This is a genomic window from Gemmatimonadota bacterium, assembly GCA_041390105.1.
Taxonomy (GTDB): domain Bacteria; phylum Gemmatimonadota; class Gemmatimonadetes; order Longimicrobiales; family Gaopeijiaceae; genus JAGQIF01.
In genome coordinates, this window is record JAWKQO010000002.1 from 630,089 (window position 1) to 652,243 (window position 22,155).

The 22,155-nt window shown below is 67.4% G+C and carries 20 protein-coding genes; 16 read left to right on the forward strand and 4 right to left on the reverse strand.

Annotated features, from left to right (window positions below):
- Window positions 1-121 precede the first annotated feature (121 nt).
- The 11 genes from R3E10_11970 to R3E10_12020 all read left to right on the forward strand — a co-directional run bounded on the left by R3E10_11970 (window position 122) and on the right by R3E10_12020 (window position 9,672).
- Window positions 122-742: a TetR/AcrR family transcriptional regulator gene (locus R3E10_11970; GenBank protein MEZ4416453.1), complete on the forward strand. Its 621-nt coding sequence runs from the start codon at window positions 122-124 to the stop codon at window positions 740-742.
- Window positions 743-798: 56 nt separating this feature from the next.
- Window positions 799-1,854: a 6-hydroxycyclohex-1-ene-1-carbonyl-CoA dehydrogenase gene (had, locus tag R3E10_11975; GenBank protein MEZ4416454.1), complete on the forward strand. Its 1,056-nt coding sequence runs from the start codon at window positions 799-801 to the stop codon at window positions 1,852-1,854.
- 10 nt (window positions 1,855-1,864) lie between these two features.
- Complete coding sequence (gene oah, locus R3E10_11980) at window positions 1,865-3,013, forward strand: 6-oxocyclohex-1-ene-1-carbonyl-CoA hydratase (protein MEZ4416455.1); 1,149 nt, start codon at window positions 1,865-1,867, stop codon at window positions 3,011-3,013.
- 18 nt (window positions 3,014-3,031) lie between these two features.
- Entirely contained in the window at window positions 3,032-3,778 is a 747-nt protein-coding gene (fabG, locus tag R3E10_11985) for a 3-oxoacyl-ACP reductase FabG (GenBank protein ID MEZ4416456.1), read from the forward strand.
- Between the two features lie 36 nt (window positions 3,779-3,814).
- Complete coding sequence (locus R3E10_11990) at window positions 3,815-4,570, forward strand: enoyl-CoA hydratase/isomerase family protein (GenBank protein MEZ4416457.1); 756 nt, start codon at window positions 3,815-3,817, stop codon at window positions 4,568-4,570.
- Window positions 4,567-5,736 carry a 2-hydroxyacyl-CoA dehydratase gene (locus tag R3E10_11995; GenBank protein ID MEZ4416458.1) on the forward strand — a complete coding sequence of 390 codons (1,170 nt, stop codon included), beginning with the start codon at window positions 4,567-4,569 and terminating at the stop codon, window positions 5,734-5,736. Before R3E10_11990 ends, R3E10_11995 begins: the two co-directional genes overlap by 4 nt.
- A 77-nt stretch (window positions 5,737-5,813) precedes the next feature.
- Window positions 5,814-7,112, forward strand: coding sequence for a 2-hydroxyacyl-CoA dehydratase family protein (locus R3E10_12000; GenBank protein ID MEZ4416459.1), 1,299 nt, complete (start codon window positions 5,814-5,816; stop codon window positions 7,110-7,112).
- A 16-nt stretch (window positions 7,113-7,128) separates the two neighbouring features.
- The gene (locus tag R3E10_12005) at window positions 7,129-7,947 is read left to right on the forward strand and encodes an acyl-CoA dehydratase activase (GenBank protein ID MEZ4416460.1); all 819 of its coding nucleotides are present in this window, start codon (window positions 7,129-7,131) and stop codon (window positions 7,945-7,947) included.
- A complete protein-coding gene (locus R3E10_12010; GenBank protein MEZ4416461.1) occupies window positions 7,944-8,762 on the forward strand; it encodes an acyl-CoA dehydratase activase in 819 nt (272 codons plus the stop codon). Before R3E10_12005 ends, R3E10_12010 begins: the two co-directional genes overlap by 4 nt.
- Window positions 8,759-9,124, forward strand: a complete 366-nt coding sequence (locus tag R3E10_12015) for a hypothetical protein (protein ID MEZ4416462.1) — start codon at window positions 8,759-8,761, stop codon at window positions 9,122-9,124. The genes R3E10_12010 and R3E10_12015 overlap by 4 nt, the downstream gene beginning before the upstream one ends.
- Window positions 9,121-9,672 (forward strand): hemerythrin domain-containing protein, encoded by a 552-nt coding sequence (locus tag R3E10_12020; GenBank protein ID MEZ4416463.1) that lies wholly within the window; start codon window positions 9,121-9,123, stop codon window positions 9,670-9,672. Before R3E10_12015 ends, R3E10_12020 begins: the two co-directional genes overlap by 4 nt.
- A 72-nt stretch (window positions 9,673-9,744) precedes the next feature.
- Here R3E10_12020 and R3E10_12025 read toward each other — a convergent pair whose 3' ends face one another.
- The gene (locus tag R3E10_12025) at window positions 9,745-11,679 is read right to left on the reverse strand and encodes a sulfatase (GenBank protein MEZ4416464.1); all 1,935 of its coding nucleotides are present in this window, start codon (window positions 11,677-11,679) and stop codon (window positions 9,745-9,747) included.
- 48 nt (window positions 11,680-11,727) lie between these two features.
- The gene (locus tag R3E10_12030) at window positions 11,728-12,282 is read right to left on the reverse strand and encodes a CAP domain-containing protein (GenBank protein MEZ4416465.1); all 555 of its coding nucleotides are present in this window, start codon (window positions 12,280-12,282) and stop codon (window positions 11,728-11,730) included.
- A 646-nt stretch (window positions 12,283-12,928) separates the two neighbouring features.
- On the opposite strand from R3E10_12030, the gene R3E10_12035 reads away from it, so the two are divergent.
- A complete protein-coding gene (locus tag R3E10_12035; GenBank protein ID MEZ4416466.1) occupies window positions 12,929-14,377 on the forward strand; it encodes a serine hydrolase in 1,449 nt (482 codons plus the stop codon).
- A 33-nt stretch (window positions 14,378-14,410) separates the two neighbouring features.
- Here R3E10_12035 and R3E10_12040 read toward each other — a convergent pair whose 3' ends face one another.
- Window positions 14,411-16,864 carry an ABC transporter permease gene (locus tag R3E10_12040; protein ID MEZ4416467.1) on the reverse strand — a complete coding sequence of 818 codons (2,454 nt, stop codon included), beginning with the start codon at window positions 16,862-16,864 and terminating at the stop codon, window positions 14,411-14,413.
- On the opposite strand from R3E10_12040, the gene R3E10_12045 reads away from it, so the two are divergent.
- From R3E10_12045 to R3E10_12060, 4 genes are all read left to right on the forward strand, one after another.
- Complete coding sequence (locus R3E10_12045) at window positions 16,863-17,024, forward strand: hypothetical protein (GenBank protein ID MEZ4416468.1); 162 nt, start codon at window positions 16,863-16,865, stop codon at window positions 17,022-17,024. The genes R3E10_12040 and R3E10_12045 overlap by 2 nt on opposite strands.
- Window positions 17,025-17,031: 7 nt before the next feature.
- Entirely contained in the window at window positions 17,032-17,631 is a 600-nt protein-coding gene (locus R3E10_12050) for a LytTR family DNA-binding domain-containing protein (protein ID MEZ4416469.1), read from the forward strand.
- Window positions 17,632-17,777: 146 nt separating this feature from the next.
- Window positions 17,778-18,803 carry a serine hydrolase domain-containing protein gene (locus R3E10_12055; GenBank protein MEZ4416470.1) on the forward strand — a complete coding sequence of 342 codons (1,026 nt, stop codon included), beginning with the start codon at window positions 17,778-17,780 and terminating at the stop codon, window positions 18,801-18,803.
- Window positions 18,800-19,564, forward strand: coding sequence for a hypothetical protein (locus R3E10_12060; protein MEZ4416471.1), 765 nt, complete (start codon window positions 18,800-18,802; stop codon window positions 19,562-19,564). Before R3E10_12055 ends, R3E10_12060 begins: the two co-directional genes overlap by 4 nt.
- 15 nt (window positions 19,565-19,579) lie before the next feature.
- Here R3E10_12060 and R3E10_12065 read toward each other — a convergent pair whose 3' ends face one another.
- Window positions 19,580-22,129: a response regulator gene (locus tag R3E10_12065; GenBank protein MEZ4416472.1), complete on the reverse strand. Its 2,550-nt coding sequence runs from the start codon at window positions 22,127-22,129 to the stop codon at window positions 19,580-19,582.
- Window positions 22,130-22,155 lie beyond the last annotated feature (26 nt).

Here is a 22,155-nt window from a genome sequence, read left to right on the forward strand (position 1 = left end):
CTCCGTTCGACGGGCTCCCAGGGGCTCTCCGTCCCCTTTGGGCACCCGGCGCCCTCGTGATCCTTGACGAATCTACCTATCGTTCAAATATTTAACAGTCGTTCAATTTCATGAGGACACCATGTCTTCTCCCGACGCGGCCACCCTGACGCCCCACGTCCGCGACAAGCGGGCCCGCAGGCGCGCGCAGATCCTGCACGCCGCGCTGGAGGCCGTGCGGGAGAAGGGGTACCACGCCACCACTCTCGAAGACATCGCCGAGCGCCTGGGCATTCGAAAGACGGCGCTCTACCACTACTTCCCGGACAAGGACAGCATCCTTTTCGCCTGCCATCAGGAGTCGCTTGCAGAACTGGATCGCCTGATCCGCGAGTCCCTCGCGTGCTGCCAGGGGCCGGCCGAGCGGCTGGCCTACCTGATCCGTGAGCACGTGCGCGTCATGACCGACACCCTCGAAGGCTCGCCCCTCGCCTTCGAGGTTCCCGCACTCTCGCCCGAGCTACGCGAAGAGATCATCGCCGGGCGCGACCGCTACGAGCACGTGTTGCGCGAGCTCGTCACTGAAGGAATCGAGCGCGGCGAGTTTCGTGAGGTCGACCCCAAGATCGCCGTCTTCGGCATCCTGGGGGCGATCAACTGGATTGCGCGTTGGTACCGTCCCGAGGGCGAGTTCCACGCGGCCGAGCTGGGTGAGCAGTTCTCCGACTATCTGTTGCACGGACTGACGTCCGGGTCGGCGTAGTCGGGGGGTCCGGGACGCACGCCCGGGCGTGCATGCCCCACGAAGGGATGGAAACGATGAAGGCCCTCCAATTGGTGACGCCTTCGGCGCCACTGGAGTTGCGCGACGTCCCCCGGCCGGTGCCGGGGCCGGACGATGTGCTGGTCAGGGTGGCGGGGTGTGGCGTGTGCCATACCGACATCGGTTTCTGGAGAGATGGCGTCCCTACGCGGGGCCCACTGCCCCTCACGCTTGGCCACGAGATCGCCGGAACCGTCGAAGAGGCGGGCAGCGCCTTCTCCCACCTCGTCGGTCGCGAGGTGATCGTGCCTGCCGTCATTCCCTGCCTCGAATGCGAGCTCTGTCGCTCGGGTCGCAGCAACGTCTGCCGTTCGCAGGTCATGCCCGGAAACGACATGGACGGCGGCTTCGCGGAGTTCGTGCGGGTGCCGGCCCGCGGTCTCTGTCTGGTCGAGGATCGAGCCGGGTTCGAGCTCGCCGAGCTGGCCGTCGTGGCCGACGCGGTCACCACCCCGTATCAAGCCATCGTCCGCAGCGGCCTCGGTGAAGGTGACCTGGCCATCATCGTCGGAGTGGGTGGGGTCGGTACCCACTGCGTACAGATCGCGCATGCCGTCGGCGCCCGCACCGTCGCGCTGGATGTCGACGCATCCCGCCTGGACGCCATTCGCGCCTTCGGCGCCGACGAGGTCCTGGATACCTCTGCGCTCGACTTCAAGACGCTGCGCCGCCGGGTCCGGGAGACGGCCTCCACGTGGGGAATTCCGGAGCACGGCTGGAAGGTCTTCGAGTGCTCGGGTCATCCCGCTGGACAGGAGACGGCGTACGGCCTGCTGACCTATGCGTCCACCTTGATGGTGGTGGGCTTCACGCTGGCCAAGATCGAGCTACGGCTCAGCAACCTCATGGCGTTCGACGCGGCGGTGCTGGGGACGTGGGGATGCCGGCCCGAGCTCTATCCCGAAGCACTGGCACTGGTGACGCAGGGTCGCATCGCGCTCCGGCCCTTCATCGAGACCCACGCGCTGGACCGAGGCTCCGCCATCCTCACCGACGCCGCAGAGCACCGATTGGCCCGTCGCGCGATCCTCGTTCCCGAGCGGGCACACTAGGAGGAGAAGCATGTCGCACGAGAGTCCCGTGGCGCTGGACATCGATCCTGGAAGCGCACCCTCGGCCCTCAAGAGTCACACGCTCGTTCCCGAAGGTGACTTCACCGCGATCCGCTATGAGTTGCGGCCCGCCCTCGATCCGCGTGGTCGCGTGGCGCCGGGGCTCTTCAACGCCTGGATCGTGCTCGACAACCCCAGCCAGTACAACAGCTACACGACGGACGCCATCAAGGAGATCATCCTGGCGTTCCGGCAGGCGTCCATGGATCGCCGAGTGGTGGCCGTCGTGTTCACTGCCGTGGGAGACAAGGCCTTCTGCACAGGCGGCAATACCCGGGAGTACGCCGAGTACTATTCGGGCAACCCGCAGGAGTACAAGCAGTACATGCGACTGTTCAACGACATGATCGACAGCATCCTGCGTTGCGACAAGCCGGTGGTCAATCGCGTCAACGGCATGCGGATCGGCGGAGGGCAGGAGATCGGCATGGCCTGCGACTTCAGCGTCGCCGTCGATACCGCCCGCTTCGGCCAGGCCGGTCCCAAGCACGGGTCGGCGCCCGACGGCGGCTCCACGGACTTCCTACCTCTCTATGTCGGCTTCTCCCGTGCGATGGAGAGCGGAGTGCTGTGCGAGACCTGGAGCGCCCACAAGGCTCTGTTCTACGGGCTGCTCAACGAGGTGGTGCCCTGCCTCAAGGTCGATGGCGAGTGGATCGCCAACCCCATGGTGGTGACCGACCGGATGGTGGGACCCCTCGGCACTCTGGTGTACGGCGATTTCAAATCCGGAGCCGAGCGGGACGCCGCCAAGCAGATCCTGGCGCGGGCCGAGACCGACTTCACCCGCCTCGACGAAGCAGTGGAGGCGCTGTGCACCAAGCTGCTCATGCTGATGCCGGATTGCACTTCCAAAACCGTGAACAGCCTGCGCAAGCACAAACAGCGTCACTGGGACCAGAACTCCATCACCAATCGTGAGTGGTTGGCCTTGAACATGATGACGGAGGCTCGCGCGGGCTTTCGTGCCTTCAACGAGGGTCCCAAGGACAACCGCGAGGTCGACTTCATCCGGCTGCGCCAGCTCCTGGCTCTAGGACATCCATGGGACGACGACCTGTACGAGGCGATCCGTCCGCGGACGCACGAGAACGGCTGAGACGGCGGCAGAGGCGTCATGGAGCTTGGACTCGGCGGACGGGTGGCGTTGGTAACCGGGGCGGCCAAGGGAATCGGTCGGTCCGTCGCTGAGCGCTTCGCCCAGGAAGGGTGCCAACTGGCGTTGGTGGACTCTGACGAGGTCGATCTCGCCCGGGCCGCCCGGGACCTGGAAGCCTCGGGCACCCATGTGATCGCGGCCGCTGCCGATGTGCGGGACCTGAACCGAGCAGCCACGATCGTGGGCGACGTGCTGGACGCGTTCGGCCGTATCGACGTTCTGGTCTGCAACGCCGGGATCACGCGCGACCGCGTGGTCTGGAAGATGGCCGAGTCGGACTGGGACGATGTGATCGACGTCAACCTCAAGGGTTGTTTCACCTACGCGCGGGCGGTGGCGCCAGTCCTTCGCGCCTCCGCGTGGGGTCGGATCGTGGCGATCTCGTCGATCAATGGGCTGCGAGGCAAGCTGGGGCAGTCGAACTACGCCGCGTCCAAAGCCGGCTTGATCGGGTTCTGCAAGAGCTTGGCGAGGGAGTTGGGGCGCTACGGAGTGACCGTCAACGTGGTGGCGCCCGGCATGGTGCACACGCCGCTCGTGGACGGACTCGCTCCCGACGTCGTCGAGCGCGCGCGCGGCGAGGCAGTGGACGGGCGCTTGGCGGAGCCGGACGAGATCGCGGACGCCGTCGCGTTTCTCAGCTCGGAGCGTGCCGCGCACATCACAGGCCAGACGCTCCAGGTGGACGGGGGCCAGTACATCTGAAGGCCGGCGCCCTGCGCCGGAAAAGGAGACAGCGGAATGCAGCTCCAGACCAGCGTTGCGGACGGAGTCGCAAGGGTCGTGCTGGACGCTCCGCCGCTCAACATCCTGACCCAGGCGTTGCTCGCCGAGTTGCGTAAAGTCCTCGCGGACCTGTCGACCGAAGCGACCCTGCGCGTGTTGGTCCTCAGCGCCACCGGGAAGCACTTCTCCGCGGGCGCGTCGGTGGAGGAGCACCTGCCTGAGCGGGCGGCCTCCATGATCCCGGAGTTCATGGATACCATCGAAGCCGTGCGTGCCTTTCCGCTCCCGGTCATCGCCGCGGTCCACGGTCGTTGCCTGGGAGGAGCGTTCGAGCTGGCGATGGCCGCCGACGTCGTGCTGGCGGCGGACGACTCCCTGCTCGGCGTGCCCGAGATCCAGCTCGGCGTATTCCCTCCAGCCGCGTGCCTGCAGTTGGGCCGCTGGGCTCCGCCGGGCCTGGCTGCGGAGCTGATCTTCTGCGGCTCGGCGGTCCGCGCAGGCGTGTTGGAGGCTGCGGGCCTGGTCCGGCGCGTGGTGCCCGGCGAGCAGCTCGCCGCGGAGGCCGCTGCGCTGGCCGCGAAGATGGCCGCGCACAGCAGCGCGGCACTGCGGGTCGCCAAGCGTGCGCTCCTCGTTGGCCGCGGGTGTGCCACTTCGGCGGAGCGGGACATCACCAGACTCTATCTCGATGACCTCATGGCGACCCACGACGCGGTGGAGGGTCTCCGCGCCTTCCTGGACAAGCGTCGCCCCGATTGGAGTCACTCATGACCGGTACCGTGCTGCACCGCGACCTGCAGTCGACTCCGCTCAACGAGATCCTGAGCGGATGCCGAGACCTGCTGGAAGACACCAGCTTCCCCACCGTGGCCGCCTGGAGGGAGGGGGGTGGAGCGGTGGTCGGACATTTCCAGGTGTACTTCCCCGAGGAGCTGGCCCATGCGGCGGGCGCCCTGCCTCTGCGGATGCGGGGTGCGCCGCTGGAGCCACAGCAAGCCGACTCGCACTTCGGGTCCTATCTCTGCTCCATCCTCAAGACCTCCCTGGAGGTCGTGCTGAGTGGCCGCGTGACCCTCGACCTCTTCGTCACGCATCCCATCTGTGACGCGGCTCGCAATCTGGCCGGCATCTTCGGCCGCAACTTCGAGTATCCCTGCCAGATCCTCTACCTCCCGCAGAATGCCAACTCGGCGTTCGCGGCAGAGTACCTCCGTGGAGAGTACGGCCGTCTGCTCCGCACCATCGAGGAGGTCACGGGAAGTTCGGTGTCCGCGGACGACCTGAAGGCGTCCATCGAGATCTACAATCGCAACCGGGCGCTCTTGCGCGAGTTGTACCGCATCAAACGCGAAAGCCCCTGGAAGATCGCCGCCGACGAGGCGTATGCCCTCATGGCGGTGGGCAGTGTCATGCGACGCGAGGAGCACAACCGCCTCCTGGAGGCGACCCTTCCGAAGGTGGAAGCACGGGAGGCACGGCGCCTGGACCGCGTCACCGTCGTCTTCGAAGGCGGCTTCTGCGAGCAGCCGCCCCTCGATCTGCTCGGTGTGATCGCCCGCTCCTGCTACGTGGTGGACGACGACCTGCTTATCGGGATGCGCTGGCTTCTGGATGACGTTCCCACCGATGGCGACCCATTGTTCAATCTGGCATACGCCTATCTGGAGCACTCCTCCTATTCGCCCGTGCAACACGACAATCGCAAACCGAAAGAGGAGATGCTGCTGAAGCGGGTGCGCGCGGCGGGAGCACAAGCGGCCATCGTCACCGCCGCCAAGATGTGTGAGCCAGGTCTCGAAGAGCAGGTGGCGTACACCAAGGGCTTGGACGCCGCCGGCGTGCCGTACTTCGTGAGCGAGTTCGAGGAGAACATGACCAGCTTCGATCATCTGGAGATCCAGCTGGAAACCTTCGTCGAGAACCTGATGTTCGACTGAGCCCGCGCGGGCCCGATGAGGGAGACGGGAAGGGCCATGAACGCGTGGGTGACCCGAGACCTCCTGGAGGTGGACGGATGAGGGAAGTGATCGCAGACGGGATCGTGGGCCGAGGGAACTCGGACGGTGCTCGGCTCTTCAAGGAGTGGTTCGCCGGCCTCACCCAGGCGGCGGAGGAGGGAAGGGGCGGCGCCTACGTCTTCGTGATGGGCAGCTTGGTGGAGCTGCTGCGGGTGTTCGATCTGCCGGTGGTGTTCCCCGAGATCAACTCGCTGCAGACTGCCGTCCGCCACGTGGCGCACGACTACCTCAACGAAGCCGAGGACTACGGCTACAGCCCCGACATCTGCGGCTACGTGAAGGCGGACGTGGCCACGCAGCTTCGTGGAGGAACGCTGCCGATGGGGCGCATCCCCAAGCCGGCCATCGCCGTCTACACGAATGCCTGCAACACGTACATCAAGTGGGCGGAGATCTGGGAGCGCATGTACGGCTGCCCCATCGTCACCATCGACGTTCCGGGGAGCAGGGCAGCCCACCTGCGTCCCGATCGCGGCGACCCGGACTTCGAGAACGACCTGCGATACGTGCTGGCCCAGCTGCACGAGCTCATTCCAGTGTTGGAGCGGATCACGGGAAAGCGCTTCGACATCGACCGACTGCGGGAGACCCTGGGACACGCCAATACGATGGCTGCGGGCTGGAAGGATGTGCTCGCCCTCAACCGCGCCCATCCGTCGGTGTTCAATGCACTGACCGACGGCACCATCTACCTGGGCGTGTCGAACTGCTTGCGCGGAACGCCCGAGGGAGCCGCCTACTTCGAGGAACTCGTCGAAGAGATGCGCTACAAGGCGGAAGAGGGCATTGGAACGCTGACGGAGGAGCTCTATCGGCTGCTCTTCGTGGGGGTTCCTTGTTATCCGATCTTCCGTCGTTTCGGTGAGATGTTCCAGGAGTGGGGCGGGACCTTCGTCAACTCCACCTACTTGTGGTTCGCTTCCGGTGGCGCCAACGAGGGACATCAATACGACCTCGAACGTCCGTTGGAGAGCCTTGCGGAGGGACTGCTGCGCGGGGTTCGGGATGCCATGGACAGCATGTTCTTCCAGACCGAGCCCCTGCTCCAGATGTTCAGGGAATTCGAAGCGGACGGAGTGGTCTACCACCCGATCAAGAGCTGTCGCACCGTCTCCACGGGCCTGGCGGACCAGCGCAGGGAGACGATGGCGCGCGAGGACGTTCCTTCCCTGTTCATCGAGTCCGACATGATGGACCGTCGGGTCGTGTCGGAGGCGCAGCTCAAGAATCGCATCGATGCCTTCTTCGAGGGACTGGCTGCGCGGCGGTTGCAGTCGGGAGCCCACCGGGCCTAGGGACCAGGAGACCGCAATGGCATACGCAGCGGGGGTCGACGTCGGCTCGACCCAGACCAAAGCAGTGATCGTCGACGAGGAAGGCCAGATCGTGGCCCGAGCCCTCACCGACACGGGGGCCAATGTCATCCAAGCTGCTCAGGAGGCCTTCACGCAGGCCCTCGACGCCAGCGGGCTGGAGGAGCGGGAGGTCGAATACGTGATCGGTACCGGCTACGGCCGCTACAAGGTGACATTCGGCAATGCCCAGGTGACCGAGATCAGCTGTCACGGACGTGGGGCGGTTCACATGTTCCCTTCGACACGGACCGTGGTGGACATGGGTGGCCAGGACACGAAGGCCATCCGTGTCAGCGAGAGCGGCGAGATCGTCGACTTCTGCATGAACGACAAGTGTGCGGCGGGCACCGGCCGCTTCCTGGGAGCCGCGTCGCGGGCGCTGGATATCCCGCTGAACGAGCTGGGCCCCACCGCGCTTCGCGGTGAGCGCCCGGTCAAGATCAGCACGACCTGCACGGTGTTCGCCGAATCCGAAGTGCTGTCGTGGCTCGGGAAGGGCAAGAAGATCGAGGACATCCTTCTGGGCGTGCACCACTCCATCGCCGGTCGCTCCGTGGGCCTGCTGCGACGCGTCGGCGTGGAAGACGAGGTGACCTTCACGGGGGGCGTGGCCAAGAACACCGCCATGATCTCCGCGTTGAACGAGCGGCTGGGCACCGCCGTCAACGTCAGCGACGAGTCCCACTACATGGGTGCGCTCGGCGCGGCGCTGTTCGCGCTCGACCAGGTGCGGGCGAGTCGACAGCCCGCGCAAGCCAAGGAGGTGCTGCCATGAGATACACGGCCGGAGTGGACATCGGGTCGACCTACACCAAGGCAGTGGTCCTCGACTCCAACCACGCCGTGGCCGGGCACGCCATGCGCCCCACCGGATTCCGTCTGGGGGAGGCGGGGACTGAGGCGCTGGCCGAGGCGCTGGCCGAGGGTGGGCTCGCCCGTTTCGACGTCGAGTACGTGGTGACCACCGGCTTCGGGCGGCACCAGATGGAAGAGGCTGACACGCATGTGACGGACCTCACGGCGGCAGCCCGCGGGGCCACGCTCCTCTTCCCCGGCACTCAGACCATCCTCGACGTCGGGGGCCAGACCATGAAGGCCACGCGACTGGACGAGGGCGCCAAGGTCAAGTCGTTCCGCTTGAACGACAAGTGCGCCGCGGGCACGGGTGCGTTCCTCGAGAAGACAGCCCGCTACATGGGATACGAGACGGAGGAGATCGGGGCGCTGGTGGAGACGTCCAAGAACCCGGTCCCGATCTCCGGTGTGTGTGCGGTCTTCGCCGAGTCGGAGGTGATCAACCAGCTGTCGCTGGGCGCCGCACCCGCGGACATCATGCACGGTGCGGTGGTCTCGCTGGTGTCCCGCTCGGTACAGCTCATGAAACGCGTCCGCATGGAGCCTGAGTACACGCTCATCGGCGGTATTCTGCGTTTCCACCGCATGGTGGACGTGATTCGGGGCGAGCTCCGCTCCGAGGTGAATGTGCCCGACGGAGACATGGTGCAGTTCACGTCCGCGCTGGGCGCCGCCTACCTGGGCCAGCGTCGCTTGGAGACGCTCGAGGCCGGGCCGGTCGGGGAGCGTCGATGACCGGACCGAAGCGCCGCTCGCTTCCGGTGGTGCGGGCGCCCGCCCCCGGAGGCCCAGGAGCGGACTCCGTGCGCGTCCTCGCTGGGCTGGTACGCAGCGAGGCGCATCGTACGGCGGGTGAGGCGGCGACGGACGACTCGGAACGCTTGGCGGCCGGCTGGGAAAGGCGGTTCATCGCCGAGGGTGAGCGGGCGGCCGAGATGATCCGGCTCTACGAAGAGCTGGGGTTCGAGGTCGAGACCGAGCCGGTACGGGGCCAGGACTTCTCAGAGGACTGCCTCGATTGTCAGGTGGTGGCCCAAGGTCGCTTCACGGTCATCTACACCCGTGTCGTGTCGTCTCGACCAGGAGTGAAATCATGAACGCTCGCACGTCGACCGGTGTGCTTCGGGCCGAGCATCAGCGGATCCTGCAGGTCGTCGCCGTTCTGGAGCCGCTGCTGGAGGCAGATCCCGGGTTGCTGGACCTGGCGACGATCGGCAAGTGCGTGCGCTTCTTCCGGCTGTTCGCGGACGCCTGTCACCATGGAAAGGAGGAAGGGCTGCTCTTTCCGGCGCTGGAGGCGCGGGGCATGCCACACGACGCCGGTCCCATCGCGGTGATGCTCCACGAGCATCGCCTGGGTCGCCACCACGTGGCCGCCATGGCGGCGGCGCTGGGAGAGGGCGAAGGTCACGCGGTCGATGCCGCCGGCCTGGTGCGGGCCGGGCGCGACTATATCGAGTTGATTCGCGGACACATCCTCAAGGAGGACCACGTCCTCTTCGAGATGGCCGATCAGATGGTGGTGGGTCCTCCCTGTGATCGGCTCTGCGCCGCCTACGCGTCGACGGCGGACGACCGCTACGAAGGGTGTACCCGGGTTCAGCTGGAAGCGCTGGGCGACGAGATCGTCGAAACCGCCTCTTGAGGACGGGTCCGGCGCCCGCGCCTGGGGCCTCGACGCCTTGCCTGCACCGGCACCGCGTGCTGCAGCGAACTGCTAGCGCTGGTCGGAGCCTTCCCCACCCGGCAGAGCGGCGGCGAGCGCCCGATGCAGGCGGGCGCGCACGGTATCTCCCGCCGGGGTCCCCACGAGATCGACAAGGCCCCCGGGGTCGTTCCGCAGGTCGTACACGCGTTCCCGCTCGTCGTCCTCCTGACGTCCCCAGAGGAACTGATAGCGTCCGTCGATCAGCGACTTGCGCTCGGCTTCCACCGTGTAGCCCAACGAGGGTGCCGTTCCCCCCGGCCCGCGGCTCATCTCGGAGAGGAAGACGGGGTCCTGCGGATCGGTGCTACCGTCCCAGAACCGTTGCAGCGACCTCCCCTCGAGCGGTGACGCCACGCCGGGCGTGGCGAGTGCAACGATGGTCGAAGGCACGTCGTGCAAGCTGGTGAAGGGAGAGACGCGTACCCCCGCGGGCAGCCCGCGCGGATAGCGGATCAGGAGAGGCACGTGGATGGTTTCCATGAGCAGGTGGCCGCCGTGCCCGCTGCCGCCGTGCTCTCCGAACTCCTCCCCATGATCGGCGGTCACGATGACGATGGTGTTGTCCAGGGCACCCCGGCGTTGCAGCTCGGCGAGGAGCGCACCGATCTGGTCGTCGAGATAGGCGATGGCCGCGTCATAGCGCCCCTGTTCAGCCCGGATGTCCTTGGGGAGGCCCTCCGGGGTCGGCTCATCGATGGCGAACCGGGTCGTGAAGGGCTCCGGGGACTCGTACGGCTGGTGCGCATCGAAGTAGTTCAGCATGGCGAAGAACGGTCGGCCCTCGACAGTCGCGCTCCAGTGCAGAAACGCCTCGTTGATCTCCGCTGCGGACCGGCGGTGCGCCTCACGCTTGTTGCCCCTCGATGGGCTGAACCGGAGTAGCGCGGAGAGAACGGCTTTGGGCGTGCGGGCGGCGGCCAACCGCTGCACGCCGACTGTGTTCCCGAGCCACGCGTGGATCAGGAGCGGCTCGTCCGTGCCCAGGTAGTCCTCGTAGTGGATGAAGCCCCGACTCAAGCCGGTTTCGGCACTGGTGTAATGCCGGTTCGCCACGATGCCCGCGGTCGCGTATCCGAGCGAGCGCAGGTGCTCGGCCAACGTGGGCTGCGTGCCGTCGAGGGGCTTGCGGTAGCCAGCCGTGGTTTCGTGCGGGTGGGTCCCCGTGAGCAGCGAGACATGGGAGGGGAGGGTCCAGTTCGACGGGGCGATCGTCCGGTCGAAGACCACCGACTCCGCGGCCAGGCGCTCGAGATGGGGCGTGGTGGGCCGTTCGTATCCGTAGAGTGAGAGGCTCTGCGCGCGCACCGTGTCGAGGATCAACAACAGCACGTTGGGTGCGCCCTCGCGGGCGGCGGGGAGGTTCTCGACGGCGTGCCGTTCCCGCGCTCCCTGACGAAGGCCCAGCGCGATGAGACCGATCCAGGCGATCCCGAGAAGCCCTGCGCCGCGGCGCACGGTGTCTCGCATCCGAGCAGGGTGGGCGCCCGCGAGCTGCGCAAGACGCACGGCCAGCCCCAACGCCAGCACCGCGAGCGCGAGGCGATGCACGCGGAAAAAGGAGAGCGACAGCGAGGCGGTCGCCAGCAAACCCAGCGCGAAGACCGCCACCTGCAGGGGCACCAGCTTCGGCTGCCAGGCGGCGATGAGCGCGAGGGTCAGTGCCGGGCCCGAGAAGAGCAGCAGGTACACGGCCGGTGTGAGCCAGGCTGCGTTCAGGTTCCAGAACGCGAGCTTCTGTGCCACGCGCTGCGTGTAGGCCACGCCCGACAACTCGCCGAGACCCACCAGCAGCGCCAGCGCGAAGGCGAGGACCAGGACGTCCATCGCTGCCCCGCCGCGGCTGTCGCGGACGGCAGCGGGGGAGCGGCTTCGCAAGAAGCCGTCCTTGCCGAAGCCGAGAGCTCCGATCACCAGGACCAGGACCGCGAGGAAGAGCCAACGCATCAGGGACGGTAGCCCGAGGCAGCAGGCGCGGCCAGGTAGGGCCGTGCGTCAGGGGTGGCAGCCACCGCGCGGCGTGGCCGGTGCGGCGTCGGACGCCCCGAAGTCCAGCGTCCAGTAGTGCCCATAGGTCGTGCTCGAGGCTTGAACGTACCCGATCCCCGCATGGGCCGCCCGCGTGGAGAGGATGTTGGCCCGGTGCGGGGGGCTGTCCATCCAGGCCGCGACCACGCCGGCGGGGCTGGTCTGGCCAGCGGCGATGTTCTCTGCCACGTAGTTCCAGTCGTATCCCGACTCGCGCACCCGTACGGAGGGAGTGGACCCGTCTGTGCCGGTGTGGCTGAACGTATCGTGCTCGGCCATGTCCCTGGAGTGCCGACGTGCGGCGTCGACGATGCGCGCGTCGACGATCAGCTCCGGCAGCCCGGCGTCGCTTCGGTGTTGGTTGACGAGGTCGAGCACCTGTTGACCCATGGAGTCCGTACAGGAGTCGCCGTCGGGGCCCGTGGCCGCGATGTCGCAGGTGGGTAGCGTGAGGCAGAGGGCGGCGATGACCCAGGAGCCCACCGAATGGGAACGGCGCCTCGGGTCTGGGTGCGGTGCCATTGGCGACTCGGGCTCGGGGGGCGTCGGGTGTGGGGCGTCGGCGCTCGTCGAGCGCAGCAACTCTCGGACCGGAACGCGCTCGATCCCCTTGTGTAGGGTCGATGCAGCACACCAGCAAGGAGGGGAGGCGGATGGACGGACGGGGGCAGTGGGGGTGGCTCGGGGTCGTCTGCTTCCTTGGCGCCTGCGCGCACACGGCGACATCCGGAGGTACCGGGCCCGGGGCACGTGGCGATGAGTGCCTGGTCGAGGCGCGCAACGAGACCGGAGTTTCCTTGAGCGTTTCCCACCGGGCCGGACAAGTCCAGATCGGTGAGCTTCCTCCCGGGGGGCGGGCTCGCTTCGGGGTGAGCTGTGAGGATGGCCCGGTCACGGTGGTGGGGTCGGCGCTTGCCGAGACCCGAGCTCCCAGCCCGACCGCTGGAGCTCCTGGTGCCACCTGCACCGTCACGGCACGCGTACGTCCCCAGTCCGGTCAGGTCGTGGTGGCGCGGCTGATCCCCGCGGGGGGTGCGCCCCTATCCCGAACTCCCTCGGGTTGCCGTCCCCGCTAGGCTGACCCGAGCGGGCAGCGTCCCTCTCGCGCGGAGCCTGCGTCGTCCTCTATCATGCCGAAGTCTTCCCGATCCCCGTGCCCGAGTCCGTCATGAAGCGCTCCAGCCCGATGCTCCTCGCGGTGCTTTCCCTGGTGCCCGCAGCGCTCGTCGCGCAACAGCAGGACCGCTACGACTACTGGGCCTTCAATCGGGAGTTGGTACAGCGTGGAGTCGAGGCCGTGCTGATGTGCAACGGGTTGTTCACGTCCCACCGCACGCTCGATCAGGTGTTCGACCAGGAGCTGCGCTACGTCCGGGAGCCGGTCGGTACCGCCGCGGGCGGCGACTACGTCGTCGACTGGGACCGCAAGGCGGTTGCGATCGGCGCAGAGGGCTACGTGCCTGTCATGCGCGCGGCATTTCGTGAGGGGATCGGCTGCGTGGTGCTGGCCCCGGATCAGACGTTCGACGACATCGCCTCGCTTCCAGAGCTGACGATGCCGCCCCTCTCGGGAGACGCTGCCACGCTTCCCTGGCCCAACGGCGATCTGGTGGCAGACCGCGGACTCCCTGCCAACGTCGATGGAGCCGCGCTGCAGGCTGCCTCCGATTGGGCGTTCAACCGGCCTACGCCTGAGCAGGTCACGCTGTCGCTCATGGTGGTCCAGAACGGACGCATCCTGCACGAGCGCTATGCACCCGGTGTGGATGCCTCCACGCGGACGCGCACTTGGTCGACGGCGAAGAGTATCGCCGTTACGCTGATCGGCATGCTGGTGGACCAGGGTCGCATGAGCCTGGATCAGGCGCTCGACTTCGAATGGCTCCCCAAGGCCGCGTCTCCAGAGCACGATCCCCGGCGGCGTATCACGCTGCGCAACGTGCTCAACATGTCCAGCGGGCTGGAGTCCATCGACAACCAGGCGCTGGAGTACGCCACCGGGTCGGGCTTGTCCTACTGGGCCGGCGCGAGCTCTACGGTGGGCGCGCGCAGCCGTGCCCTGGTACGGGATCCGGGCTCGGTGTGGGACTACGAGAACTACGACACCTTGCTGGCCGTGTATGCGCTGAAGCTGGCCCTGGGCAACGCGCAGACGTATCTGGAGTTTCCCCGGCGCGCGTTGTTGGACCGGATCGGTATGCGCAACACCCTGGTGAGCACCGACCGCTTTGGGGACTTCATTCTGAGCAGCCAGGTCTACACGAATGCCCGTGATCTGGCACGCTTCGGCATGCTGTATGAGCAGAACGGCGTCTGGGAGGGCCAGAGACTGCTGTCCCAGGAGTGGATCGATTTCGTGCGCACGCCAGCTCCTGCCACGGCCGAATCCGGAAACTTCTACGGTGGTCAGTTCTGGCTGGTCCCCGACGATCGAACGGACGTCCCCAAGGACGCCTACTCGACGGCGGGCAACCGGGGTCAGTTCGTGATCGTGGTCCCCTCGCACGACCTGGTGATCGTGCGGCGTGGCCTGGACTACGGGCGCCAGGGCTTCGATCGCTGGGACCTGACCCGCGAGGTGCTGAAGGCCGTCCGACCTCTGGCTTCGGAGAACTGAGGAGCGGATCCGCGCGCGCTTGGGGGAACTCCCTCAGCCGTTGGCGCGCAGCGCCCGGACCGGACTGACCCGCCCGGCCCGTCGGGCCGGAATCCAGGCCGCCAGGGCGGCCACTGCCGCCAGAAGGAGCGGGACCACCGCGAAGGCCACGGGATCGGTCACGCTCACGCCGTACAGGAGTCCGGACGCCAGCCGCGATCCCAGCAAGGCGAGCGCGAACCCCAGGACGAGCCCGATGCCCACGAGCCGCATCCCTCCCCGCATCAGCATGCGGATCACCTGGGCGGGCTCGGCACCCAGCGACAAGCGGATCCCGACTTCACGGCTGCGGGTGGCGACGGCGTAGCTGACCACGCCGTACAGCCCTAGTGTGGCGAGGAACAACGCCAGCACACCGAAGGCCGAGATGACCCAGGCACCCAGGCGGTGCCCCACCATCATGGTCTCGAGATGTCGCGCCATGGTCTTCTGCTCGAAGACGATGGCCTCGGGATCCATGGTTCGCAGGAGTTCCGACATGCTCAGGAGGGTGCGCTCGTCTCCGCCGTCGGTCCGGGCCACCACCGTGACGCCGGAGCGGTAGCTCTGCGAGTAGGGTTGGTAGATGAACGGCCGAGGATCTTCGCCCAGGGAGCGCACCTTCGCGTCACTCGCCACTCCGATGACGGTCGTCTCGGTGTCCCGGCCCCTCATGATCCTTCCGATCGGGTCTTGTCCCGGCCAGAACCGCTCTGCCATCGCTTGACTGACGATGGCCACGCGCGGGCCGCCCGCCTCATCGCTGAGGTCGAAGTTGCGGCCCCGCACGATTCGGACACCGGTGGCCGCGAAGAAGCCGGGGTCGACGATGGCGCGGTCGATGAGATGGTAGTCTTGGCCTGGAGGTGGCTCGACGCCGTCGATGCCCACTCCAGTCATCGAGTTGTTCAACGTGCTGAGGTGCAGATCGTCGGTCAGCCCTACCGCGCTCACGCCGGGCAGCGCCGCCACCCGGGCGACGTACTCCTGCATGAAGGCGCTTCCCTGCTCCTCGGAATACCGTTCCGGCGGGAGCTGCATGGTGAGGACGGCAGCGGGGTCGTATCCGAATCCCGGATCGACCGCCAGGCGAGCCTGCAGGCTGCGCAGGAAGAGACCGGCTCCCACGAGCAATGCCAGGGAAACGGCAACCTGAGAGATCACCAACATGCTGCGCAGGTTCACCCTCCGAGGTCGCCCTCCTCCGGTGCTCTCGTCTTTGAGCGTGGGTGCCACGTCGGGGCGGCTGCCCTGGAGCGCCGGGGCCAGCCCGAACATCACCGCGGCCACGACGCTGACCGCCAGTGTGAACAGGAGCACCCTTGCATCGGGCGCGAGATCGAGGGTGATCGGCAACGGCAGCGGCAGATCGGCCGCCTGCAGCGCCCGAAGAGACAGCACCGCCAGGCCGATCCCCAGCGCTCCTCCCGCAAGGCTCAGCAAGAGACTTTCCGTGAGGAGTTGGCGAACGAGTTGGCTACGCTGTGCGCCCATCGCCAGTCGGATGGCGATCTCCTTGCGGCGGTCCGCCGCTTGCGCCAGGAGGAAGCTCCCGAGGTTGGCGCAGGCGATCAGCAGCACGAGAGCCACCACCGTCAGCATCAGGATCGCTGCCGCCTGGATGAAGCGGTCCAGCATCGGGTTCATGATCACGTCGGACGTGGGAACCAGCGTGATCTCGTTGTCCGCTTGCCACTCGCCTGGATAGGTCTCCCGAAAGCCGGCTGCCCATCGAGTGGCCGCCCCCTGCGCCTGCGACACGCTCACACCGCTGGCCAAGCGGGCTTTGAGGAAGATGCTCTGGTTGCCCCGTGCCTCCAGCTCGTCCTGGTCCGCGGGCTGCAGGTGGCCGATCATCATCATCGGTGCGTAGAACGACGGGTTCAGCCCCCTCAGGTTGCCGCTGTAGGCTTTGGGTGCCACGCCGATGACTCGATAGTCGCGCCCGTACAGCGGAAGGTTCGCGCCCACCGCCTCCGGGTCACCACCGAAACGTCGCTGCCAGAACTCATATCCGAGCACAACCACCGGGTGCCCGCCTTTGGCCACGTCGTCGTCGGGCTGGATCATGCGGCCGTATTCGGCGGGAACGCCAAGCAGAGAGAACCAGTTCCCGGTCACCAGCTCGGCGGGAACCACCTCGATCTGCCCCTCCGCGTCGATCGGCACGAGTGCGAGACGGGAGGCGCCCACGTCGGTGAAGACCTCGGATGCGTCGGCCTTGAGATCGCGATAGTCGGGATAGGAGAAGGTCGCGTGCGAGAAGCCCGCCACGCTGCGATACACGTCGACCAACTCCTGGGGACGGTCCAGCGGGAGGTCGCGCAGGAGCACTGCGTTGACCAGTGTGAAGATCGCGGTGTTGGCGCCGATGCCGAGCGCCAGGGAGACGGCGGCGACCAACGTGAACACTGGCTTCTTGAGGAGTCGACGCAACGCGTAGCGAACGTCGAGGCCCAGGCGTTCCATGAGCGTCCTTCCGGGGGCGTGGGTGGCTTCGACGCCCTACGGACGACGTCTGCCCCCGGTTTCCGACGCTCTGCGAGCGTCGGCGTTCTTGACCTCGGCGGGTCGCCGGCAGGTGCTGCTCCCGGGTCGGATGGAGCACGGGGCGGCGGAAGGCGTATGAGAAGGCCATGGACGAGATGGCGCGACGTGGGCTGCTGGTGACCCGTTGGACGGGGTACCTGGTCGGGTGGGTCGCGGTGGGGCTCCTTGTGTTCGGTTCGGTCACCCTCGAGCCCTCGGCCCACCCTTCTCCGGGGGACCTGGGAGTCCGACTGGCCGTGCGGTTGTCTCCCTGGTGGTTCTTGCTCACGGCCATTGTCGTGAGCGCGCTCGTGCACCGAGGCCGGCGTGCGGGTTCCGCAGGACAGGTGTCGGTGGAGCCCAACACTCCGGCCCCCACTCACCTCGCGGCACCGCGCGGCTCCGGCGTGCGCCTGGTCCCTCGTGACCGCATCCGCGTCCTCGCGGCCGACGGGGACTATGTCCGGGTTGTGCACGACTCGGGCGAAGAACTCGTGCGCCGGCGCCTGCGTGATCTCGAGGATGAATTGGACCCGGCCCAATTCCAACGCGTCCACCGCTCGACCATCGTTCGCATCGAAGCCATCGTCGCCGTGCTGCGACCGGGGAGCCGGGAGCCGGCGGTGGAGCTCGACGACGGAACCGTCTGGCGCGTCAGCTCCAGCTACCGCGATGCCCTCGCCGCCCGCCTGGGGACGCCGGTCTAGTCGATCGTTCGCGGTACCCCGCGGCAGATCTGCCGCATCAGCAAGCGGTTTCACCGCAATCCCCCCTGAAAGCCGTCCCCCTGCCGGGCCGAATGCCCGTAGCTTCTGGCCACGCAGTGCAGTGGCGCCTGCGAGGGAGGGTGGAGATGGGTGCAGCCGTTCGGGCGGGCGCATGCCTCGCGATCGGGATCGCCGCGGCCTCGTGTGCGGCCGGTCCTGCCGATTGCTCGGGCCGCGAGCTCGCCGTGTGCATCGAGGAGGCGGGCTTCGAGGGGACGGCCTACCTCGAGCAAGGCTCGGAGGTCCTGCTCTGGCAGCGCTTCGGCGACTCCGTGGCGGTTCGCGCCGGGTCCGAGGCGCGCTACCGGATCGGATCGCTCACGAAGAGCTTCACGGCCGCGCTCGTGCTGCGACTCGAGGAGCAGGGGAAGCTGGGTCTGTCCGATCCGCTGTCTCGTTGGATTCCGGGCTTTGCCCAGGGTGATTCCATCCGCCTCCACCACCTGTTGCACCATCAGGCCGGAATCCGGCCGTTCACCAAGGACGACTTCGATTCGCTCCGGGCGCGTTCGCTCACTCTGGAAGAGGTTGTCGAGATCCTGCGGGGGAGGGCGCTCCGCTTCCGCCCTGGAACGGACGTGGAGTACAGCGACCCGGGGTACCTGGTGCTCGGGCGCGTCGTGGAGCTTGCGACGGGGCGTGCCTGGGAGGAGGTCCTGCGGTCGGAACTGACCGGCCCTCTGGGCCTTACGTCCGTCGCCTTCGCGGAATGGGATGCGGATGTGCCGGATCTTGCCCCAGGTCGGAACGCGGCCGGAAGTCCGGTCACGCCGGTTGACTACTCGTTCGTGCGCAGCTCCGGCGGACTGGTGGCCTCCGCGTCCGACGTCGCCCGTTGGACGCGCCTGCTTCTTGGGGGGGACGTGCTGGGCGAGACGGCAACGCACCAGTTGATGACCGCCGATCGGAACGAGTTCGGATACGGCTGGGTCGTGACGCAGCGGCTGGGTCGGCCGGTACTGTTCCACAACGGTCAGGTGTCCGGCTTCTTCGCGTTTACCGGGCACTTTCCCGACGACGCGGTGACCGTGGTGTTGTTGTCGAATCGGGAACGGCCGACCGGAGCGCTCGCCGCGGGGTTGGCGCGGGCGATGATGGGAGCGAAGCCATGAAGCGGACGCTGCTGATCTGGCTGCTGGGGGCGGCCGTGGGTGCACCCGCCGCACACGGCCAGGAGTCGAGTCGGGCCTGGGACGTCGAGGTCAACCTGACCGGGGCCTTCGTGCGAATGGCTGGTAATCTGCTCACGGACGCGACCGTGGACCGCCTCACGGTGGGTGGTTGGGGGTGGCCGGGCGCGACTGCGGGAACGCGCCTCTCGGGTCATGTCTGGGCCGGGTACTCGTTTCAACCGGGGCTGGACCTCCACCTCTTCGAAGCGTGGGGGTTCGGTGGTCCCCGGGATGGGCACATCGAGCTGGCTCACCGTACTGGGAGCGTGCACGCGGTGTCCCTGCGAGCTGGGCCGGAGCGGGTCGGCTTGTTCGGCTCCCTGGCCATTCAGCACGCGCGGCCGACGCGCTACCACATGTCCTATACGCGCTCGGGGCCGACCGTGGCCCTGGGAAACGGCTCCTATGCGACCGACCTCGAGGTTGTCTGGCGCACTCGGCCGTCCACGTCCCTCGCCCTCGGGTTGGGCTACCGTAAAGTGCATCGTTCCGGGGTGTCGTGGACGCTCGGGATTTCCTTCCCGTTGTCCACACCACGGGTAGAGACGCCGAGCTTCGAGCCGGTGGATCGATCGATCCTCATTGCGTCTTCCGACCTGGAGGCCGCTCGCGCCTCAGTGGCATCGGAGCTCTTCTACTTGCCCGTCCTCTTCCACGTGAGCGTGGGACGCACCTGGCGAAGTGTCGCTCGGGGGCGGTGACCCGGGATTCCGCGGTCAGTCGCTGCCGGCCGGCACCGCCACCCAGCGCTCCAAGACGCGACGCAGTTCTTCGGGACGGATGGGCTTCGGGATGTAGTCGTCCATGCCCGCCGCCAGACAACGCTCGCGATCGCCCGACATCACGTGGGCGGTCATGGCCACGATCGGCGTGGCGGCGCGGCCGCTTTCGGCACCTCGTAGCGCAGCGGTCGCTTCGTAGCCGTCCAGGCGTGGCATCTGACAATCCATGAACACGACCGCGAAAGAACGTTGGGTGGCCAACTCCACCGCCTGTTGCCCGTCCGTGGCCAGCGTGACACGGCAGCCAAGCTTCTCCAGCATGCTGCGGGCGACCGCCTGGTTGACGGGATTGTCTTCGGCCACCAGGACGTCGACAGAGGCATCATCCCCGAACAGCGGCTCCAGCCGGAAGGGCTCCCGCACCTCGGCCACCGTCTCTCGCGTGATCAGGCGGTCCGGCGCGGAGCCGGGTGCTTGGCTGACGGCGCCCATGACTGCGATCAGGTCGCTCGCCAGGACGGGTTTGACCAGGTACCCGGAGAAGCCGGTGCGGAGCAGCCGCTCCCGGTCTCCTGAGCGCTGGAACGACGTGAGCATGATCAACGGAGTGTCGGCGACCTCAGGGAGCTTCCGGAGCCGTTCGGCCACGTCCACACCGTCGAGGTCGGGCATCTGGTAGTCGAGCAGTACCATGCCGTAGGCGGCGCCCCGCGCGGCTGCGCGCTGGAGCATCTCGATGCCTTCCTCTCCGCGGGTCGTGACGTCGACGCGTTCCACGACGCCGCGGAGCTGCTCGGTGACCAGACGCAGGTTGACCAGACAGTCGTCGATGGCCAGGACCCGTAGGTGTCGAAGATCGACATTCCGTGGCGCGCCTGCCGGCAGCGCTGCGATCGTCAGGGGAAGCTCGAACCAGAAGACCGATCCCACGCCGACCCGGGAGCGAGCGCCAATCGTGCCCTCCATGAGCGCGACCAGGTTGCGGCAGATCGCCAGACCCAATCCGGTTCCGCTGTAGCGCCGTTTGGTCGATCCGTCCGCCTGCGTGAACTTCTCGAACAGGGTAGGGATGCGCTCGGGCTCGATGCCGATCCCGGTGTCCTTGACCTCGAAGCGGAAACGCGCTTTGCCGGGGCCGGTATCCACGGCCTGCACGCGCAGTGAGACCTGCCCATCGTGGGTGAACTTCAGCGCGTTGCCGATCAGGTTGACGAGCACCTGGCGGATGCGGGCCGGATCGCCCACCACATGACGCGCACAGTCACCCGCATAGAAGACCGAGAGTTCGTTGTTCTGCTCTCGGGCCCGGACCTCCAGCATCCCCATCACGTCCGCTACCGCCAACCTCAGATCGAACGGCTGTGGGTCGATGGTCAGCGCGCCCGCCTCGATCTTGGAGAAGTCGAGGATGTCGTTGATGACCGTGAGCAGTGACTCCGCGGAGCTGCGTATGGTCTCGGCGTAGTGCACCTGCTCGGATTGCAGGGGCGAGGCCAGCAGCAGGTCGGTCATGCCGATGACGCCGTTCATGGGCGTACGGATCTCGTGGCTCATGTTGGCCAGGAAATCACTCTTGGCCTGGTCGGCCCGCTCAGCCTGCCGCTTGGCGTCGCGGAGCGCGGCTTCGGTCTCGACCCGCTCGGTCACGATCGCGGAGAGGCTCAATGTGGATAGCCAGGTGGCGAGGCCAAAGACTCCCACCCAGATCAAGCTGGTCGCCATCTCGCCGCGGTACAGGGGGCCCATCCCCAGTCCGGTCCAGACCAGCGCGGACGTCACCAGGAACAGGTTGCAGATCGCCACCCAGAACGGCGTCAGTCGCAGCGCCGCCCAGATCAGGAAGGGATAGGTCAGGTACTCGATGGGGAAGCCCGTGAGGGCCTCCATCTCGGTGCTGAACGTCAGCTGCGCAGCCAACACCAGCGCCACGGTGGCGAAGAGGGATTCGACGATGCGTTGGTGGCGAGCGTCGCGGGGGCGGCTCCAGGCCAGGGCGAAGGGGGATCCCACGATCAGGATGCCCAGTCCATGTCCGGCTGCCCACATCCACCAGACCCGCGCGAGCGCGGCGGCGGGGCGGTCGGTGGACAGGGCCAGGCCGGTCGTACCGAAGCAGGCGCCCACGGCGCCCGCCGCGAAGGCGACCAGCACGAGCGTCGAAAGCGCGCGCAGGTCGAAGGTCCGGCGCTCGAAGCGGCGGCGGAGGAGCAGGCGACGGGCTACCTCCATTTCGGCCGCGGCGCCCAGCGCGGTGGCCAGGACGTGGGTGACCGATCCACCCGTCAGGTGCGTGACGGTGCCAGCGCCGAGGAGCGCGATGGGAAGCGCGGACCGGTCGAGCAGCACCAGGAACCCGAAGGCGATGCCACTGGGCGCGTAGACGAAGTACGCGGGCGGCACGTCCCAGGGCCCGGGACTGAGCACCGCCATTCCGATCGCGGCATAGACCGCCGCTCCGACGAGCACCAGTGCGGGGGCCCGCCACAGCCGGACCGGCTCGGCCGGCGGATCGTGTCGTCGGTTCTCGGCGTCGATCAGCGACATGTCGGAGTGCACGTGGCGGACGGGGG

What these genes read in the sequence shown, in the direction of transcription:
- R3E10_11970 (MEZ4416453.1), top strand. Translation starts at nt 122, where the DNA reads ATGTCTTCTCCCGACGCGGCCACCCTGACGCCCCACGTCCGCGACAAG.
- had (MEZ4416454.1), top strand. Translation starts at nt 799, where the DNA reads ATGAAGGCCCTCCAATTGGTGACGCCTTCGGCGCCACTGGAGTTGCGC.
- oah (MEZ4416455.1), top strand. Translation starts at nt 1,865, where the DNA reads ATGTCGCACGAGAGTCCCGTGGCGCTGGACATCGATCCTGGAAGCGCA.
- fabG (MEZ4416456.1), top strand. Translation starts at nt 3,032, where the DNA reads ATGGAGCTTGGACTCGGCGGACGGGTGGCGTTGGTAACCGGGGCGGCC.
- R3E10_11990 (MEZ4416457.1), top strand. Translation starts at nt 3,815, where the DNA reads ATGCAGCTCCAGACCAGCGTTGCGGACGGAGTCGCAAGGGTCGTGCTG.
- R3E10_11995 (MEZ4416458.1), top strand. Translation starts at nt 4,567, where the DNA reads ATGACCGGTACCGTGCTGCACCGCGACCTGCAGTCGACTCCGCTCAAC.
- R3E10_12000 (MEZ4416459.1), top strand. Translation starts at nt 5,814, where the DNA reads ATGAGGGAAGTGATCGCAGACGGGATCGTGGGCCGAGGGAACTCGGAC.
- R3E10_12005 (MEZ4416460.1), top strand. Translation starts at nt 7,129, where the DNA reads ATGGCATACGCAGCGGGGGTCGACGTCGGCTCGACCCAGACCAAAGCA.
- R3E10_12010 (MEZ4416461.1), top strand. Translation starts at nt 7,944, where the DNA reads ATGAGATACACGGCCGGAGTGGACATCGGGTCGACCTACACCAAGGCA.
- R3E10_12015 (MEZ4416462.1), top strand. Translation starts at nt 8,759, where the DNA reads ATGACCGGACCGAAGCGCCGCTCGCTTCCGGTGGTGCGGGCGCCCGCC.
- R3E10_12020 (MEZ4416463.1), top strand. Translation starts at nt 9,121, where the DNA reads ATGAACGCTCGCACGTCGACCGGTGTGCTTCGGGCCGAGCATCAGCGG.
- R3E10_12025 (MEZ4416464.1), bottom strand. Translation starts at nt 11,679, where the DNA reads ATGCGTTGGCTCTTCCTCGCGGTCCTGGTCCTGGTGATCGGAGCTCTC.
- R3E10_12030 (MEZ4416465.1), bottom strand. Translation starts at nt 12,282, where the DNA reads ATGGCACCGCACCCAGACCCGAGGCGCCGTTCCCATTCGGTGGGCTCC.
- R3E10_12035 (MEZ4416466.1), top strand. Translation starts at nt 12,929, where the DNA reads ATGAAGCGCTCCAGCCCGATGCTCCTCGCGGTGCTTTCCCTGGTGCCC.
- R3E10_12045 (MEZ4416468.1), top strand. Translation starts at nt 16,863, where the DNA reads ATGAGCGTCCTTCCGGGGGCGTGGGTGGCTTCGACGCCCTACGGACGA.
- R3E10_12040 (MEZ4416467.1), bottom strand. Translation starts at nt 16,864, where the DNA reads ATGGAACGCCTGGGCCTCGACGTTCGCTACGCGTTGCGTCGACTCCTC.
- R3E10_12050 (MEZ4416469.1), top strand. Translation starts at nt 17,032, where the DNA reads ATGGACGAGATGGCGCGACGTGGGCTGCTGGTGACCCGTTGGACGGGG.
- R3E10_12055 (MEZ4416470.1), top strand. Translation starts at nt 17,778, where the DNA reads ATGGGTGCAGCCGTTCGGGCGGGCGCATGCCTCGCGATCGGGATCGCC.
- R3E10_12060 (MEZ4416471.1), top strand. Translation starts at nt 18,800, where the DNA reads ATGAAGCGGACGCTGCTGATCTGGCTGCTGGGGGCGGCCGTGGGTGCA.
- R3E10_12065 (MEZ4416472.1), bottom strand. Translation starts at nt 22,129, where the DNA reads ATGTCGCTGATCGACGCCGAGAACCGACGACACGATCCGCCGGCCGAG.